Raw genomic sequence first — 15,177 nt, forward strand, 5'->3', positions numbered from 1 at the left:
GAAGACGTGTACGGCGCGGCGCAGGACCTACAAGTCCACGCCGAAGCCCAGGCCTGCCGACGCGTCGCTGCCGCTGAACGCACCGCCCAGGCTGAACGAGGCGCGCTCGCCCACCTTCTTGGCGTAGCCGATGGAGAGCGCACGCTCACCGCTCTGGAACCCGGCGCCGACCGCCACGCGACCGCGCGCACTCTGGGTGCCGGCAGCATTGATGCCCATGTTGAGCATCGCCGCGCTCATCGCGCCGATGCGGTCGATGCGGCGATCCATCGTCTGGAAGCGCCGTTCGCTGCCGTCGCGCAGTTGCGTGAAGCTGTCGCTCAGCGCCGACACCCGGCTGTCGGTGTAGCTGTTGGCCGAACTCAGCGTGCGGCTGTTGCTGGCGTTGAGCTGGGCCACGTTGGCGGCGTCGGTATCGCTTTGTCCGGCGGCGACATTGGTGATCTGGCGCGTGTTGCCGGCGTTGCCCACCGAGACGCTATTGGCGCGATCGGCCACCGCACCGCGCCCCAGCGCAACCGCGTTGTCGGCGTCCACGCGCGCGCCCTGGCCGAGCGCGGTGCCCGAGGCTGCGGTGACGCTGGCGCTTTCGCCCACGGCCACCGCGTTGGTGGCGGCGGTGGCAATGCTCGTATTCGCACCGACCGCAGTACTGCCGTCGGCATTGACCCTGGCATTGGCGCCCAGCGCGGTGTCCTGCGGGCCGTAGGCCAGCGCGTCGGCGCCGACCGCCAGGCCGTTGTCGCTATTGGCGGTGGCGGACGAGCCGATCGCCACGGCATTGGTGCCGCTGCCGACCACCGGCGCCAGGCTGCCACCACCAACTGCCACGCTACCGGCAGACATGTTCTGCATGGCACCGAGGCGGCCATCGAACACGGTCAGCGCCGCATCGATGGCGCCCATCGCCTCGCCGACATTGCCGTAGTTCGCGCCCTGCACCAGGTAGCTGCCGCTGATCAGAGTGCCGGTGGGGTCGAAAGCACTGCCGGCGCCCAGGGCGGTGGCCACGCTGCGCAGCTGGGCCAGGTTGACCGCGTCGGTGGCTTCGCTGCCGGCCGCCACGCTGGTGATCTGCCGGGTCAACCCGGCCGCGACGTCGCCCACCGCCACGCTATTGCTGCGGGTGGCATTCGAATACGCGCCCAACGCAACTGCGCTGCTGGCCGAGCGGTTCCATGCATCGTCGACCCAGTCGCCGACCTTTGCGCCATAGCCGATGGCGGTTGCATCGACGCCGTTGACCTCGGTGTCGGCACCGATCGCGGTGCTGTTGGGGTTGAACCAGGAGGTTTCGGCATTGGCGCCGAGTGCCACGCTGTTGGCGGTGTAGGTCACTGCACGGTGGCCGATCGCCACCGACTCGGCATCCTGGGTCAACGCGAACCCGCCGATCGACACGGTGTTGGCCGCGAACGAGCCGGCACTGTGGCCGATCGCCACCGAATCGGTGTTGCCCGGCAGGTTGGGGAAGATGTTGGCGTTGTAGCCGATGGCGATGGCGTAGTCGGACTGGGTCTGCGCACCGGCGCCCAGGGCGATGGCGCCGGTGCCGGTGGCCGCCGCGATACCCACACTGTTGCCTGCGCTCTCCGCGGCGGTGCTGATGCCGCCGATCGCCACGCTGTCGGTGCCGCTGGCCAAGGAATTGAAACCGATGGACACGGTACTGTCGGCGACCGCGCGCGCGCCGTTGCCGAGCGCACTGCTGCCCAGCCCGATCGCTTGCGAGCGGGTGCCGATGGCGGTGGCGCCCTGCTCCAGCGCGCGGGCGCGATGTCCCAGCGCAGTGGCCTCGAAGACGCTGGCTTCGGCACCGCTGCCGACTGCAGTGGTCATCGCATCCAGGGCCTTGGCACCGCCGCCGAGCGCAGTGGACACGAAGCCGGTGGCTTCGGTGGACTCGGCGTGCACAGCGAGAATATTGCCGCCGTCGTCGTAATCGAACACGTCGGTGGTGCCACCCACCGCAACCGCCGATTCGCCGGTGGCCGCCGCCGCGTAGCCGGCGGCAATGGCGAACTTTTCGGTGATCGTGGCCCCGGCGCCCAGTGCGATGCCGCCCTCACCGAGCGCATTGCTGGCTTCGCCGATCGCCACGGCATACGGCTCGGCGGCGAACGCGCCTACATCGGTGGTGGCATCGGCGCCGCCGACGATCTGGAAATGCTTGCCGGTGTCGGCAGCATCGTCCTGGTCGGCATCGGCATCGGCATCGGCCGGCGCGCTGGTGTCTTGATCGGTTGCAATGGCGGCTGCATCGGTCGCGGCTTGATCATGGGTGGTGCCGCTGTTGCGCTGGGTGGTGGCGACCTGCGCAAGCACCGCGCTACTGCTGAGCAGCAACGCGGTCAGCACTGCAACATGCAGCAGCACGCGCTGCGGACGTGTGCCGGCATGGGGGTGCGGCGCGGTGGTGGTCGCGTGCCGGGCGCAGGCCCGGTTCGAGAGGCGATCAATCTGGCTCATGGAGATTCCCTGGCGCGTGGTTGGAGTGGTCGACCGCTGCATATCGGCTCCCAGACATCCCCACATGTCTTGGAATTCCGTACATTTCATGTTGCGGGACAACGCAACACAGTCATGCGCTCGGCCACGTGTCACCAAGCCACGATTGCATCCACTCACCACGAATGTGAGGATGCAAAAACACTCAAAGACGTCCTGTCGCGATGCTGTCTGCCGCAAAATCCAGGTTCGTGCCGCGCTGGTTGGCCACGCGCTGGCGCGAGGATCCGATCGATCGACGGCAGGTGGCCTTCCTGCAACTGCTATTGGTCGCCATCGCGCTGTACAACCTGGGCGATGTCGGATTTTTTCTGTATGTCGCCGGGTTGAGCCGCTTGCAGGCGCGGCCCGATCTGGCCTGCGCGTTGGCCGGTGCCGTGCTCACCGCGTTCGGCGCGCTGGCGGGTGTGCCGATGATCCGGCGCGGACGCAGTGCGGCAGGCGTCAAGGTGTTCATTGCCGCCGCGTTGCTCGGCACCTTCGTCACTTACGTGCGGGTCGATATCTTCGACCTGATGACCAATCCGATGCCGGTGATTGCGTTGGTGCTCGCCGGCATGGCGCTCGGTCGGCGCAATCTGTGGCGCGTGTTTGCGCTGCTGGCGACGGTGTGTGCGATGGCGCTGGTCGCGCAATTGCTGTGGTTTCCACCATCGCGTTCGACCTGGGGCAATGTCGGGCTGGGGCTGATGACGGTGGCGGTGTATCTGTTGATCACCTTGATGCTCGACCGCACCATCGCCGCGCTGCGCGACAGCCTGGTGGAATCGGAACGCCGCCGTCGCGAACTCGAAGCGGTGAACCGCAAGCTGGTGCGCGAGATGGCAGAGCGCGAGCGGGTGCAGGAGCAACTGCTGCACACCCAGAAGATGGAAGCGCTGGGACGCCTGGCCTCCGGCGTTGCGCACGATTTCGATAATCTGATCAACGTGATCATCGGCTTTGCGCAGCGTCGCGATGCATTGGAAGGCCGTGGCGAAGCGCCCTTGCTCAAGACGCTGGAAAACATCGAAGCCGCATCGCGCCGCGCGCTGACCGTCAGTCGCAGGATTCTCAACTTCGGCCGTGCCGAACCCGGCATTGCGCGCCTGTTCGATGCGCGCCACGCATTGCTGGAGATCGAACCCACGCTCAGGCAACTGTTCGGCCACGAGATCCGACTGCAAGGCATCGCGTCGGGGCCGCCGCTGTGGATCGCGATGGATCTGGACGAACTGGAACTGGCGTTGCTCAACATCGCCGCCAATGCGCGCGATGCGATGGACGGGCAGGGGCTGTTCCGCATCGAAGGCGAGCAGCAGGCCGGTATGGTGGTGCTGCAGTTTTCGGATACCGGCCCGGGGATTCCCGAACAGTTGCTGGCGCGGATCCTGGAGCCGTTCTACACCACCAAACCGGCCGGCAAGGGCACCGGTCTTGGGTTATCGGTGGTGAACGAAATCGTGATCGCCGCCGGCGGGCGGGTGGAGGTCGGCAACACGGGCGATGGTGCCTGCATCCGCCTGTTGTTGCCGGCTGCGGCGCCGCCGGAGCGAGCGAGTCGTGCCGATCAGGTGGCCAGCAGGTAACCCATTCCGCGCGAGGACAGCAGCGGAAACGCCGGCGCATCGGCTGCGGTGATGCGGGCGGCCTTGCGCCGCAGGCGATGGATCAGCATCTCCAACCGATGCAGGTCGAAATCGCCGACGCAGTCTTCCAATGCCGACACCAGCGTATCGCGCTCCACCGCCTGGCCGCGCTGTGCATCCAGGCAGCCCATCAGGCAGCGCTCGAGCGAGGTCAGCACCACAATCCGCGCATCCGGTGCGACCAGGCACCAGCCATCCGATTCCAATCGCCACGCCGGTTTTTCCGCGCTGCTGGCATCGGCCGGGCGCAAGCGCCGCGATAGGTTGCGTAGCGTCAGCGCCAGGATTTCAGGATCTGCGGGCTTGCGCAGGAACGCGTCGGCGCCACTGCTCAGCGCATGCACGTGGTCCGAGCGGCCGCGGTTGCCGGTGAGTACCACGATGCCCAACCCAGTGAACAGCGAACGCATATGCGCAACTACGCTCAGGCCGCTTTCGTCCGGAAGCCCAAGGTCCAGCACCACCATGTCGAAGGTCTGCTCCAGCATCAGTCGGTACAGCGCCCCGGCGGTGCCGGCGCCACTGACCGCGAATCCGAACTCCTGCAGGCCGGGAATCAGGATTTCTTCGCGCAGGACGTCGTCGTCTTCGAGAACGGCGACGCGCAACATGGACGGTAGCTCGGAGGGCGGGACGCGAACAGGCAATGCAACGGCTCCGGAAGATAGGTCGCTTCGATAGTGACAGGCTTGTGCGTGGGCGCGGAAGCGGCTTCGCTGGTCACATGGGTGTGTGCGCCACAGGCGTCATCGGGTTGCAAAGATGCATGCGTTGTATGCACGAGCATGATGCGCAGTGGCTGCGCCATGGGTGTTTCGCCTGCGCGCGACTCGCATTGGTTGCGTCGTCGTGCTGATCTGCTTGCTGCTTGCTGCTTGCTGTCTGCCGTCTGCCGTCTGCCGTCTGCGGCGTCAGGTGTGCGGCTTACGGCTTGATGTGGCGCTGCAACACAAGAGATGCCGGCGTGCTGTTGTCAGCCAACGCCCAGCATTGCGCGACTGGCGCGATGCTGGGGTCATGCGCTTTCGGTGGTGCTGTCCCTGTCGCGTGATTCGCGCGATCGCTGGACCGGCGCTACGGCACCTCACCGCGCGCCTGCGCTCGCGCATTGGCGATCAGCGCCTTGAGCAGTGCGCGATCGGTATGGCGGGAGATGGGGATGGTGCCCAGGGCGATGGCCTCCAGGCGGAGCGGCGCGGGCACGTCGTAATGCGCACCGCTGAGTTTGTTCTGGAAGGCGCGGCGGGGAATGCCCAACCGCGCCGCCATGGCATGCAGCTCGTCCAGCGTATCGCCGAGCAGGTGCGCCCAGCGCTGGTCGCGCCACAGATGCACCGCATCGTCGATGTAGACAGCCATCGGCCGGGTCAGGCCTTCTTGGATGTCTTCGGCTTCTTGCCGGCGTTCTCGCCGTCGGCGTCGTCCGTTGCGGCATCGCCGGCGTCTGCGTCTGCCGTGCTGTCGTCGTCGCCAGCCGCCTCTTCTGCAACGGCGTCGGTGCCGGCATCGTCGGCTGCGTCATCGGCTTCGGCCTCGCCGTCTTCATCGGCATCGGCGTTCTGGAATTCGGCCACCAGCGCGGTCAGATATTCCTCTGCGGTCTGGCCTTCGTCGGCGGCCAGGTCGTCGATCATCTGTTGCAGCTGGGTCGAATATTCCAGCGAGATGGTCTTACCTTCGGCTTCCTGCAGGTTGGCCAGGTGCTTGAGCATGGCCAGCATCGGGACCGGGTTGTCGGCGCTGCCCATGGTCTGGCCGCCGATCGACAGCATCCACTCGCTGCCGCCCTGCAGACCGATCGCGGCCACCACACGGCCATCGGCGTCCTGCAGCACGGCGTGGTTGGTGACCTGGGACGCCTGGCCCAGACGGACGATGGGGCGCTTGGGTTGCTGCTTCTTGCGCTTGTCGCGCTTGGCCTTGGAATTGCGGGACACGGTGTTCTCGACGCTGGGAATGGCCGGCCATTCTAGAGCGTGCGCCGCACGATGCGATGAGCAGCGGCAAGCGGTCGGGTCACGGGCCAGGCGCGGTGCACGCCCCAGGTGCGATTGCCTGGCAACTTCTGGATCTCAAATCCCGAATCCCGCAGACCCCGCCAATCCCGAATCCCCAGCGCCGATCACTGCCCCTCTACCGCCACCCGCGGCGAGGCCACGGCCGCTTCGGCCGCCTTGGCAAGTGCGGCGGCCGAGGCCACCTGTGCACTGGACGACACGCGCGGTGCGGCGGGGCGTGCCGCGGCGGTGCCGGGCGGTACCGGGGTGGTTCCCGCAGCGTCCTTCCCGGCAGCGGGCGGTGTCGCCGATGCAGCCGCAGTCGGCGCAGCGCCAGCCACGGGTGCGCCTACGCTGGCCGTGCCGGCGGCGGCGCTCAGGTCCGGCACCTGGGTGTCGGCGTCGTGCACCGGCTTGCCCAGTGCCACGCCCTGGCCGGCGCCGGCCAGCGCGGTTTGTTCGGCGTCCTGGGTCATCACCACGATGCTGATGCGGCGGTTGATCGGGTTCTGCGGGTCGGTCTTGTCGAACAGCACCGACGACGACAGGCCAACGACGCGCGTGACCTTGGCGTCGGACATGCCGCCGCCCACCAGCGCACGTCGCGCGGCGTTGGCGCGGTCGGCACTGAGTTCCCAATTGGTGTAGCCGGCTTCGCTGCTGTAGGCAGTGGTGTCGGTGTGGCCGGTGATGCTGATGTGGTTGGGCACCTGATTGATGAAGTTGGCCAGCTCGCGCAGGATGTCCACCGTGTACGGCTTGAGCTGGTCGCGGCCGATGTCGAACATCGGGCGGTTCTGCTTGTCCACGATCTGGATGCGCAGGCCATCGGGCGTGAGGTCCAGCAGCAACTGGTCCTTGAACGGCTCCAGCGCCTGGCTCTTGTCGATGGCTTCCTTCAGGTCCTGCATCAGCGCTTCCAGGCGCTTTTTGTCCTTGGCGCGGCTGTCTTCGCTGGTGTCGGCCGCGTTGTCGCGCTTGCGGCCCATCTCGTCCTTCTGCCCCTTGGCCATGTCGGCGGTGCCGCCGAGCTTGATCATCGAGGTGCTGGCCCCGCCGGGGCCGTTCATGCCGGGCGATGGCGCCGGCGATTTGCCGGACAACGGGCTGGGGTTGCGGAAATATTCGGAGATCGCCGCGCGTTGTTCCTTGGTGGTGGCGGCCATCAGCCACAGCACCAGGAAGAAGGCCATCATCGCGGTCACGAAGTCGGCAAACGCCACTTTCCAGGCGCCGCCATGATGGCCGCCGCCCTGCACCTTCTTGACTCGTCGGATGACGACGGTGGATTTGCCCTCGGCCATGACCGCGGTCCTACTTGATCGTCTTCAGGTGCGTTTCGAAATCGCCGAAGCTCGGACGCACGTTGGACGGCAGGGTCTTGCGCGCAAATTCCAGCGCAATCTTCGGGTTGTAGCCGCGCAGGCAGGCCAGCAGCGCGGTCTTGACCGCTTCGTACATGCGCCCGTCCTGATCGGCGCGCGCTTCCATCGCCGCCGACAGCGGCGCCACGAAGCCATAGGCCAGCAAAATGCCCAGGAAGGTGCCGACCAGCGCGGCGCCGACATGGTGGCCGATCTCTTCGATCGGGCCGCCGATCGACCCCATGGTGATCACGATGCCGAGCACCGCCGCCACGATGCCGAAGCCTGGCAGACCGTCGGAGATCTTGCTCAATGCATGCGATGGCGCCATCGCTTCGTGGTGGTGCTTTTCCAGCTCCAGTTCGAGCAGCGGTTCCAGTTCGTGCGGCTCGATGTTGCTGCCGATCATCAGACGCAGGCAGTCGGTGATGAAGTCCAGCAGGTGATGGTCGGCCACCACCTTGGGGTAGTTGCCGAAGATGGTGCTGTCCTGCGGTTTTTCGACATGGTCTTCCAGCGCCATGAAGCCGTCGCGACGCGCCTTGTTCAGCAGCTCGTAGATCAGGCTCAGGGTGTCCTTGTAGTCGTCGGACTTGTAGCGCGGGCCCTTGAACACGCCCAGCACGTCGGCGATCGTCTCCTTGACGATCTTGGCCGGCGTACTGACCAGGAACGCGCCGAATGCCGCGCCGCCGATGATCATCAGCTCGTACGGTTGCCACAACGCGCCCAGCTTTCCGTGCGACAGCACATAGCCGCCGAGGACGCTGACGATGACGACAATGAAGCCAACGATGATGAGCATGGCGAAGCCGGAAGCAATCTGGGAGTGCTAGTTGTTTCGGCTTGCGCGGCGGATTCTTGAAGCGCACGGCGTGAAGATGTGCGCTGTAACTGAACGCTCAGCCGATTGTCGTGGCGGCCTCATGCACGCATTTCACCGCTTCGCCGCCTGCCAGCGACAGGGTCGCCTCGCCGGCATGCTCCCAGAACTGATTGCCCTGGGCGTCGGCAAACCGCGCTCCGGATGCGGCCTGGGCACTGAGCAGGGTCAGCGTGCGGCCGTCGACGCTCAGCTGCACCGCATCGGTGGCCGGATCGAAGCGGGTGGTGATCGCGCGCGTGCCGCACCGCCAGGGCACCGCGTCCACGGGACCAGCAAGCGATGCCGGCGCCGGTGGAGCGGCGTGGGCAGGGCGGGGCAACGGACCGGTCACGCTGGCATCGGTGCCGATGGGCGGCGGGCTGGCTGGCCCGCCGGACGCTGCGGCAGGTGACGTGTCTGCCGGGGGTGTGACGGCTGCCGGCGGCTGATCGGCTGCATGACAGCTGGCGAGCGCGGCCGCCAGCAGGCTGGAAAGTGTCAGGGTCGAGAATGGACGCATCTGCGGACTCCTACCTGGGACGTCGAGCCGTCGCCGGGGCAGTGACGGCGGCAACAGGCGCTGGGCGATGGTGCCGACATTGAAACGCCGTGCCGGCAATCGCAACCGAACGCGATTGGGAGAGTGCCGGCTAGACGCCGCTACCCGAATCGGCCGCCCGAGCAGTCGTCGCGCTGTGCCTGGCGCCTGCCGGGATGCCGCACTCCGTCAACCGCGATGCCGGGCCGCGCGCGCGCCAGCGGGCCGACCGGCTACCCGTCGCCTGACGGGGATGCGCACCGCTTCAGGGCGCAATCCCGGACCATTCGTGCACCGGCCGACCGGCTGCCTGGTCCCGAACGGAGCTGCCTACCTGCTCCGCTGCTCAGCGACCTTGCCGGACCGCTCGCACTCCATCACGCCGGCTGCGCCTCGGCGCCATCGCGGTGCAGCGGGTTGGGCAGCGCCTGGCCATTTTCGGTAAAGCCCAGCGACACCGAGTTGAGGCAATGGCGCTCGCCGGTCGGCGGCGGGCCGTCCGGGAACACATGGCCCAGGTGGCTATCGCAGCGTGCGCAGACGATTTCGGTGCGGATCATGCCGTAGCTGACATCGCGGATTTCGCGCACATGCGCGGCATCGTAGGGGGCGAAGAAGCTCGGCCAGCCGGTGCCGGATTCGAATTTGGCGCTGGAGCGGAACAGCGGCAACCCGCACAGCCGGCAGGTGTAGACGCCGTCCAGCTTGTTGTCCAGGAAGACCCCGCAGAACGGCGCCTCGGTGCCATGGTGCAGCAGCACGCGCTGTTCCTCGTCGCTGAGCCCGGCGATCAGGGCATCGCGCTGGGCGGGGGAGGGAGGGGTCAGGTCGAACTGGCTCATAGGGCTCTCGCATGCGCGCGCTGGCGACGTACCGGCGTCTGCACAGGTGATATGGGCACGGCGGGGCTGGTTCAACCGTGATGGAGTGCGGCAACCGGCAACCGGCAACCGGCAACCGGCAACCAGTGACCAGTGACCAGTGACCAGTGACCAGTGACCAGTGACCGGGGAGCGGGGAGCGCAAACGCTGGCCCACCCGTATGACGCCCGCAGCCGCCGCGCAGGCGCTCCCAGGCGAGGGCACACGCTGGCCGAGTCTTCGCGCAGACGTGCGGAGATCGGCGTGGTTGCATCGGTCGTTCTGCCGACCTGTCGTAGCCGCTATGCGAACCTGCGAACCGGCGGAGTGCCTGCGGGGCAGCGGACATCGCCGACAAGGGATGCAACAGCAATCACCAGGGTCTGCCAACGCTTGTTCCCATGCCTGATCGGGATCCGCTGCCGCAGACACGTCTATTTCGCGCCCGGGTAGGTCCGTTTCTATTTCGCGCCCGGGTAGGTCCGTTTCCCGGCACCCGGATGGTTCGTCGAGCACTGACGTTCATGTGCCGGCCGGGCACATCCATTGCCACGCAACGGTGGCGCCCCCACTCCGTGAGTGTCCTTACTCACTGCGGTGGCTGACATGGCGATCCATCCTTCCACGCGCGCCCTGATGGCCTGCGCCCTGCTCGGCATTGCCGGCGCTGCCTGCGCGCAGTCCGCCACCAGCACGCGCTCGTCGAACACGCTGCAGCCCATCGCGACGCCGGCCCCCGCCCAGCCCAAGGTGGCGCCGCCGCGCGCGCTGCAGCCATCCAATGCGTTGAGCCCGGTGCCATCGCAGCTCAGCCAGCGACCGGCCGCTCCCAGCATCCCGACGCGTGGCCCGGCAGCAACGCTGGTTGCGCCAGCGGGCAGCCAGGTGCCGACCGCCACGCCGATGGTCTACGACCGCAACGGCCGTCTGTTGCAAGGCATGCAGCCAGCCGGCCCCAACCGGGTGCTGGATACCAAGACCGGGCGCTACTACGACGCCGTTCCTGCCGGCGACGGCATGCGCGTGGTGCGCTGACAGCCGCAGTAGTGCCTGCCGACTTGTCAGCCAGTGGCAACGCCGGCATGCAGGGGCAACGTGGTCAGCGCCGCAGGGTGAATGTGCTTACCCCATCAACGGCCATCCAGCAGGCAGATGCTCAGCCGACACGCTCCCTGCACATCTGCCGCCAAACACCAAGCACGAAGCACCAAGCCGAGCCGGCCGCCGCTCCACCCGCATTGCCAACGGCCCTCGCGAGCCGCACTTTCCAATCCCCAATCCCCAATCCCCAATCTCAGCCCTCAATCGGCAACGCCAGCGTCTCCTTGACCTCTTCCATCACGATGTAGCTCTTGGATTCGCGCACATGCGGCAAGGTGAGCAGTGTGCTGCCCAGCAACTTGCGATAGGACGCCATTTCGCTGATGCGGGCCTTGAGCAGGTAATCGAAATCGCCGGACACCAGATGGCACTCCAGCACGTTGGGCAGCTTCAACGCGGCGCGGCGAAACTCTTCGAAGATGTCGCCGGATTTGTAGGCCAGGCTGATTTCCACGAACACCAACAGGCTGGCCTTGAGATAGTGCGGGTCCAGCCGCGCGTAATAGCCGGTGATGGCGCCATCGCGCTCCAGCCGGCGTACGCGCTCGGTGCACGGCGTGGTCGACAGACCGACGCGTTCGCCCAGTTCGGTGAATGAAATCCGCCCTTCCTGCTGCAGGATGCGCAGGATCTTGCGGTCGATCTTGTCCAGCTCGCGGGCGCGGGTGGTCATGGGGTTTGTCTCCACAAGCTTTGACAGGAAGTTCCACTGCAAAGGTCAGCCGATTCCAGAAATGGCACTGCCTGGCTCGCAATATACTGCGTCTAACTATCTCCCTCAGCGCGTGGTTGTGGGGGAATACCCTTTCAGGAGAGCGACATGCGGGTGCTCATTCTCGGTAGCGGCGTCATCGGCACCACCAGTGCGTGGTATCTGGCCCAGGCGGGTTGCGAGGTCACCGTGGTCGACCGCCAGCCGGCGTCGGCGCTGGAAACCAGCTATGCCAACGCCGGCCAGCTCTCGTTCGGCTACACCTCGCCGTGGGCCGCTCCGGGGGTGCCGGGCAAGGCGGTGAAGTGGCTGTTCGAGCAGCATGCCCCGTTGTCGATCCGCCCCACCCGCGACCTGCGCCAGCTGGCGTGGCTGAGCCAGATGCTGCGCAATTGCACCGCCGAGCGCTACGCGGTGAACAAGGCGCGCATGGTGCGCATGTCCGACTACAGCCGCGACTGCCTGAACGCGCTGCGGGCCAGCACCGGGATCGAATTCGAAGGCCGCCAGCTCGGCACCACCCAGTTGTTCCGCACCCAGCAGCAACTGGACGCCGCCGCGCAGGACATCGAGATCCTGGCCCAATACGGGGTGCCGTACGAGCTGCTGAGCCCGGCGCAGATCGCGCAGTTCGAGCCCGGCCTGGCCGGGGGCGGCGCGCAGATGGCCGGCGCGCTGCGCCTGCCCGAAGACCAGACCGGCGACTGCCGCCTGTTCACCCAGCGCCTGGCCGAGCTGGCTGCGCAGGCGGGGGTGCAGTTCCGCTATGGGCAGCAGATCGAGCGCCTGGAACACAGCGGCGGCCGCGTCACCGGCGTGCAGATTGATGGCCGCATGGAAACCGCCGACCGCTACGTGCTGGCGCTGGGCAGTTATTCGGCCGACCTGCTGCTCTCGCTCGGCCTGCATCTGCCGGTCTACCCGCTCAAGGGCTATTCGCTGACGATTCCGATCGTCGATGCCGCGCGCGCGCCGACCTCCACGGTGCTGGACGAAAGCTACAAGATCGCGCTCACCCGCTTCGACGACCGTATCCGCGTCGGCGGGATGGCCGAAGTGGCGGGCTTCGACCTGTCGTTGAACCCGCGCCGTCGCGCCACCCTGGAAATGGTGGTCAACGACCTGTATCCCGGCGGCGGCGATCTGGCCCGGGCCGAGTTCTGGACCGGCCTGCGCCCGGCCACGCCGGACGGCACCCCGGTGGTGGGCGCCACGCCGTACGCCAACTTGTTCCTCAATACCGGCCATGGCACGCTGGGTTGGACCATGGCCTGCGGCTCCGGGCGCTACCTGGCCGACCTGATGCAGGGCCGCACGCCCGAGATCGATACCGAGGGCCTGGACGTATTCCGTTACCTGTCCACGCGCAGCCAGCGCCCGCAGCGGGAGGCCGCGTAGTGCGTCCTGCGCAAGCGTCGATCGATCTGGAGGCATTGCGTCACAACTACCGCCTGGCCAAGCAACTGGGCGGCGGCAAGGCGCTGGCGGTAGTCAAGGCCGATGCCTACGGGCACGGCGCGGTGCGCTGCGCACAGGCGCTGGAGCCGGAGGCCGACGGCTTTGCGGTGGCGTGCATCGAAGAAGCGTTGGAACTGCGCCAGGCCGGCATCCGCGCGCCGATCCTGCTGCTGGAAGGTTTTTTCGAGCAGGACGAGCTGCGCCTGATCGCCGAGCACGACGTGTGGACGGTGGTAGCCACGCCGCAACAGGTACGCGCGCTGGCCGACTTCCAAAGCCCGCGCCCGTTGCGTATCTGGCTGAAGCTGGATAGCGGCATGCACCGGCTGGGGCTGTCGCCGGAGGATTTTCGCGCTGCCTGGTTGCGTCTGCGCGGGCTGCCGCAGATCGCCTCGCTGGTGTTGATGACGCATCTGGCGCGCGCCGACGAGCTGGAGTGCAGCCGCACCGACGAACAGGCGGTGGCGTTCGCGCTGACCGCTGGCGGCATGCATGCGGAAACCAGCATTCGCAATTCGCCCGGCCTGCTGGGCTGGCCGGCGCTACGCAACGATTGGTCGCGCCCGGGCCTGATGCTGTACGGCGCAAATCCGTTCCCGCAGGACACCGAGATCACCGCGCAGTTGCGCCCGGTGATGACGCTGCGCTCGCGCATCATCTCGGTGCGCGACCTGCCGGCCGGCGAGCCGGTGGGCTATGGCGCGCGCTTCGTGGCCGAGCGGCCGACGCGGGTGGGCGTGGTGGCGATGGGCTATGCCGACGGGTACCCGCAGTTCGCGCCCAACGGCACCCCGGTGCTGGTGGATGGCCAGGTGTGCCCGCTGATCGGGCGCGTGTCGATGGACATGCTCACCGTGGACCTCACCGATCACCCGCAGGCCGACATCGGTGCCAGCGTCCAGCTCTGGGGCGATGCGCCACGCGTCAGCCCACTGGCGACGCAGTGCAACGTCAGCGCGTATCAGTTGCTGTGCGGACTCAAGCGCGTGCCCCGGGTGTATGTGGGCGAGGCTGCAGCAGTTTGAACGACACGAGTGCTTCGCCCCCCTCACCCCAACCCCTGTCCCGAGAGGAGATGAGAGGAGAGGAAATGAGGGGGGCTTCAAGCAGCAGCTCGACCGCTTGCCCTTCTCCCGCCGGGCGGGAGAAGGTGGCGCGCAGGGCCGGATGAGGGGACGGGCGAAGCCTCGCGCAGGCTGGGCGATACGAGCGCTTCGCTCTGCCGCGGGGGAGAGGGGCCTGAGCAGCAGCTCGACTGCTTGTCCTTCTCCCGCCGGGCGGGAGAAGGTGGCGCGCAGCGCCGGATGAGGGGACGGCCGAAGCCTCGCGCAGGCTGGGCAATACGAGTGCTTCGCTCTGCCGCGGGGGAGAGGGACCTGAGCGGAAGCTCGACCGCTTGCCCTTCTCCCGCCGGGCGCGAGAAGGTGGCGCGCAGGGCCGGATGAGGGGACGGGCGAAGCCTCGCGCAGGCTGGGCGATACGAGCGCTTCGCTCATCCCCTCACCCCAGCCCCTCTGCCGAACTGAGAGGTGCTTGAAGCGGCAGCTTACAACCCAGCCGTCGTGCGATCGCCGCGGAACTGCTTGCGTACCCAGTCGTCGATCATCGCTTTCTCGAAGCGCAGCGGGTCGCTGTCGGTCAGCCGCGGGCCACTCATCAGGAAGGCCGAGTCCACCAGCTTGCGTTCGCCCTGGTCGATCACCCGGCCGTCGGCGCCGGTCAGCGTGTAGCTAAAGCTCAGGCGCGGTGGGTAGATGTCCTTGACGCGCACGTCCTGCATGCGCGGGCCGTGCCAGGGCTCGTACTGGCCGGCACGGCGGATGTCGGTGATGGTCACGCTCAGGTGCTGGCCGTCTGGGAGCTTGCGGGCGGCACTCTGCTGGAAATGCGTGGCCAGCTGGGTCACCCAATCGCCGCGCTGCGCTTCCCAGCGATTGCCGCTGAAGCGTACTTCGGAAAATTCGGCCGGGTCGGTCCAACGCACGTCCACCTTGCCATCGCTGCTCAGCGCACGTGGTGCCTGCGGGTCGGTGACGTTGCGCACGCGGGCCTGCACACCGGTTGCCGCGAGCAGCCCTGCCAGCAACAGGCCGGCGCCGGAAACACTGGAAAGTTTCATGGAAAGCCTCCAAGCCAAGGGTACGT

Annotated in this window: 14 protein-coding genes; 4 read left to right on the forward strand and 10 right to left on the reverse strand. The window is 67.3% G+C overall.

Translation table 11 applies throughout. From position 1 onward, the window contains the following. Window positions 1–27 precede the first annotated feature (27 nt). Window positions 28–2,469 (reverse strand): YadA family autotransporter adhesin, encoded by a 2,442-nt coding sequence (locus tag XdyCFBP7245_RS07160; protein WP_104615030.1) that lies wholly within the window; start codon window positions 2,467–2,469, stop codon window positions 28–30. 203 nt (window positions 2,470–2,672) lie between these two features. On the opposite strand from XdyCFBP7245_RS07160, the gene XdyCFBP7245_RS07165 reads away from it, so the two are divergent. Further along, window positions 2,673–4,076 (forward strand): sensor histidine kinase, encoded by a 1,404-nt coding sequence (locus XdyCFBP7245_RS07165; protein WP_104615031.1) that lies wholly within the window; start codon window positions 2,673–2,675, stop codon window positions 4,074–4,076. On the opposite strand, the gene XdyCFBP7245_RS07170 is transcribed toward XdyCFBP7245_RS07165, so the two are convergent. The 7 genes from XdyCFBP7245_RS07170 to msrB form a co-directional block, all read right to left on the reverse strand. Continuing rightward, a complete protein-coding gene (locus XdyCFBP7245_RS07170; RefSeq protein WP_104615112.1) occupies window positions 4,058–4,744 on the reverse strand; it encodes a response regulator transcription factor in 687 nt (228 codons plus the stop codon). The genes XdyCFBP7245_RS07165 and XdyCFBP7245_RS07170 overlap by 19 nt on opposite strands. Before the next feature lie 466 nt (window positions 4,745–5,210). Then, window positions 5,211–5,495 carry a DUF4031 domain-containing protein gene (locus tag XdyCFBP7245_RS07175; RefSeq protein WP_104615032.1) on the reverse strand — a complete coding sequence of 95 codons (285 nt, stop codon included), beginning with the start codon at window positions 5,493–5,495 and terminating at the stop codon, window positions 5,211–5,213. Between the two features lie 8 nt (window positions 5,496–5,503). After that, on the reverse strand, window positions 5,504–6,073 hold the full coding sequence (locus tag XdyCFBP7245_RS07180; protein WP_104615033.1) for a hypothetical protein: 570 nt from the start codon (window positions 6,071–6,073) through the stop codon (window positions 5,504–5,506). Window positions 6,074–6,258: 185 nt separating this feature from the next. After that, entirely contained in the window at window positions 6,259–7,437 is a 1,179-nt protein-coding gene (gene motB, locus XdyCFBP7245_RS07185) for a flagellar motor protein MotB (protein ID WP_104615034.1), read from the reverse strand. 10 nt (window positions 7,438–7,447) lie between these two features. Beyond that, window positions 7,448–8,302: a flagellar motor stator protein MotA gene (motA, locus tag XdyCFBP7245_RS07190; protein ID WP_104615035.1), complete on the reverse strand. Its 855-nt coding sequence runs from the start codon at window positions 8,300–8,302 to the stop codon at window positions 7,448–7,450. Window positions 8,303–8,399: 97 nt separating this feature from the next. After that, window positions 8,400–8,882: an MliC family protein gene (locus XdyCFBP7245_RS07195; RefSeq protein WP_104615036.1), complete on the reverse strand. Its 483-nt coding sequence runs from the start codon at window positions 8,880–8,882 to the stop codon at window positions 8,400–8,402. A 395-nt stretch (window positions 8,883–9,277) separates the two neighbouring features. After that, window positions 9,278–9,742: a peptide-methionine (R)-S-oxide reductase MsrB gene (msrB, locus tag XdyCFBP7245_RS07200; protein WP_104615037.1), complete on the reverse strand. Its 465-nt coding sequence runs from the start codon at window positions 9,740–9,742 to the stop codon at window positions 9,278–9,280. A 625-nt stretch (window positions 9,743–10,367) separates the two neighbouring features. Between msrB and XdyCFBP7245_RS07205 the strand changes: the two genes are divergently transcribed. Continuing rightward, window positions 10,368–10,796, forward strand: coding sequence for a hypothetical protein (locus tag XdyCFBP7245_RS07205; protein WP_104615038.1), 429 nt, complete (start codon window positions 10,368–10,370; stop codon window positions 10,794–10,796). Window positions 10,797–11,055: 259 nt separating this feature from the next. On the opposite strand, the gene XdyCFBP7245_RS07210 is transcribed toward XdyCFBP7245_RS07205, so the two are convergent. Then, on the reverse strand, window positions 11,056–11,535 hold the full coding sequence (locus XdyCFBP7245_RS07210) for an Lrp/AsnC ligand binding domain-containing protein (RefSeq protein ID WP_104544170.1): 480 nt from the start codon (window positions 11,533–11,535) through the stop codon (window positions 11,056–11,058). Between the two features lie 147 nt (window positions 11,536–11,682). Between XdyCFBP7245_RS07210 and XdyCFBP7245_RS07215 the strand changes: the two genes are divergently transcribed. Together XdyCFBP7245_RS07215 and alr are read left to right on the forward strand one after the other, a co-directional pair. Then, the gene (locus XdyCFBP7245_RS07215) at window positions 11,683–12,972 is read left to right on the forward strand and encodes a D-amino acid dehydrogenase (protein WP_104615039.1); all 1,290 of its coding nucleotides are present in this window, start codon (window positions 11,683–11,685) and stop codon (window positions 12,970–12,972) included. Continuing rightward, the gene (alr, locus tag XdyCFBP7245_RS07220) at window positions 12,972–14,057 is read left to right on the forward strand and encodes an alanine racemase (protein ID WP_104615040.1); all 1,086 of its coding nucleotides are present in this window, start codon (window positions 12,972–12,974) and stop codon (window positions 14,055–14,057) included. The genes XdyCFBP7245_RS07215 and alr overlap by 1 nt, the downstream gene beginning before the upstream one ends. Window positions 14,058–14,578: 521 nt before the next feature. On the opposite strand, the gene XdyCFBP7245_RS07225 is transcribed toward alr, so the two are convergent. Continuing rightward, entirely contained in the window at window positions 14,579–15,151 is a 573-nt protein-coding gene (locus XdyCFBP7245_RS07225; protein WP_104615041.1) for a DUF3016 domain-containing protein, read from the reverse strand. Window positions 15,152–15,177 lie beyond the last annotated feature (26 nt).

This window comes from Xanthomonas dyei (genome assembly GCF_002939865.1).
Lineage (GTDB): Bacteria > Pseudomonadota > Gammaproteobacteria > Xanthomonadales > Xanthomonadaceae > Xanthomonas > Xanthomonas dyei.

Coding starts and splice junctions, on each gene's coding strand:
- XdyCFBP7245_RS07165 (WP_104615031.1), top strand. CDS start 2,673: ATGCTGTCTGCCGCAAAATCCAGGTTCGTGCCGCGCTGGTTGGCCACG.
- msrB (WP_104615037.1), bottom strand. CDS start 9,742: ATGAGCCAGTTCGACCTGACCCCTCCCTCCCCCGCCCAGCGCGATGCC.
- XdyCFBP7245_RS07175 (WP_104615032.1), bottom strand. CDS start 5,495: ATGGCTGTCTACATCGACGATGCGGTGCATCTGTGGCGCGACCAGCGC.
- XdyCFBP7245_RS07210 (WP_104544170.1), bottom strand. CDS start 11,535: ATGACCACCCGCGCCCGCGAGCTGGACAAGATCGACCGCAAGATCCTG.
- motA (WP_104615035.1), bottom strand. CDS start 8,302: ATGCTCATCATCGTTGGCTTCATTGTCGTCATCGTCAGCGTCCTCGGC.
- motB (WP_104615034.1), bottom strand. CDS start 7,437: ATGGCCGAGGGCAAATCCACCGTCGTCATCCGACGAGTCAAGAAGGTG.
- XdyCFBP7245_RS07225 (WP_104615041.1), bottom strand. CDS start 15,151: ATGAAACTTTCCAGTGTTTCCGGCGCCGGCCTGTTGCTGGCAGGGCTG.
- XdyCFBP7245_RS07160 (WP_104615030.1), bottom strand. CDS start 2,469: ATGAGCCAGATTGATCGCCTCTCGAACCGGGCCTGCGCCCGGCACGCG.
- XdyCFBP7245_RS07205 (WP_104615038.1), top strand. CDS start 10,368: ATGGCGATCCATCCTTCCACGCGCGCCCTGATGGCCTGCGCCCTGCTC.
- XdyCFBP7245_RS07195 (WP_104615036.1), bottom strand. CDS start 8,882: ATGCGTCCATTCTCGACCCTGACACTTTCCAGCCTGCTGGCGGCCGCG.
- XdyCFBP7245_RS07215 (WP_104615039.1), top strand. CDS start 11,683: ATGCGGGTGCTCATTCTCGGTAGCGGCGTCATCGGCACCACCAGTGCG.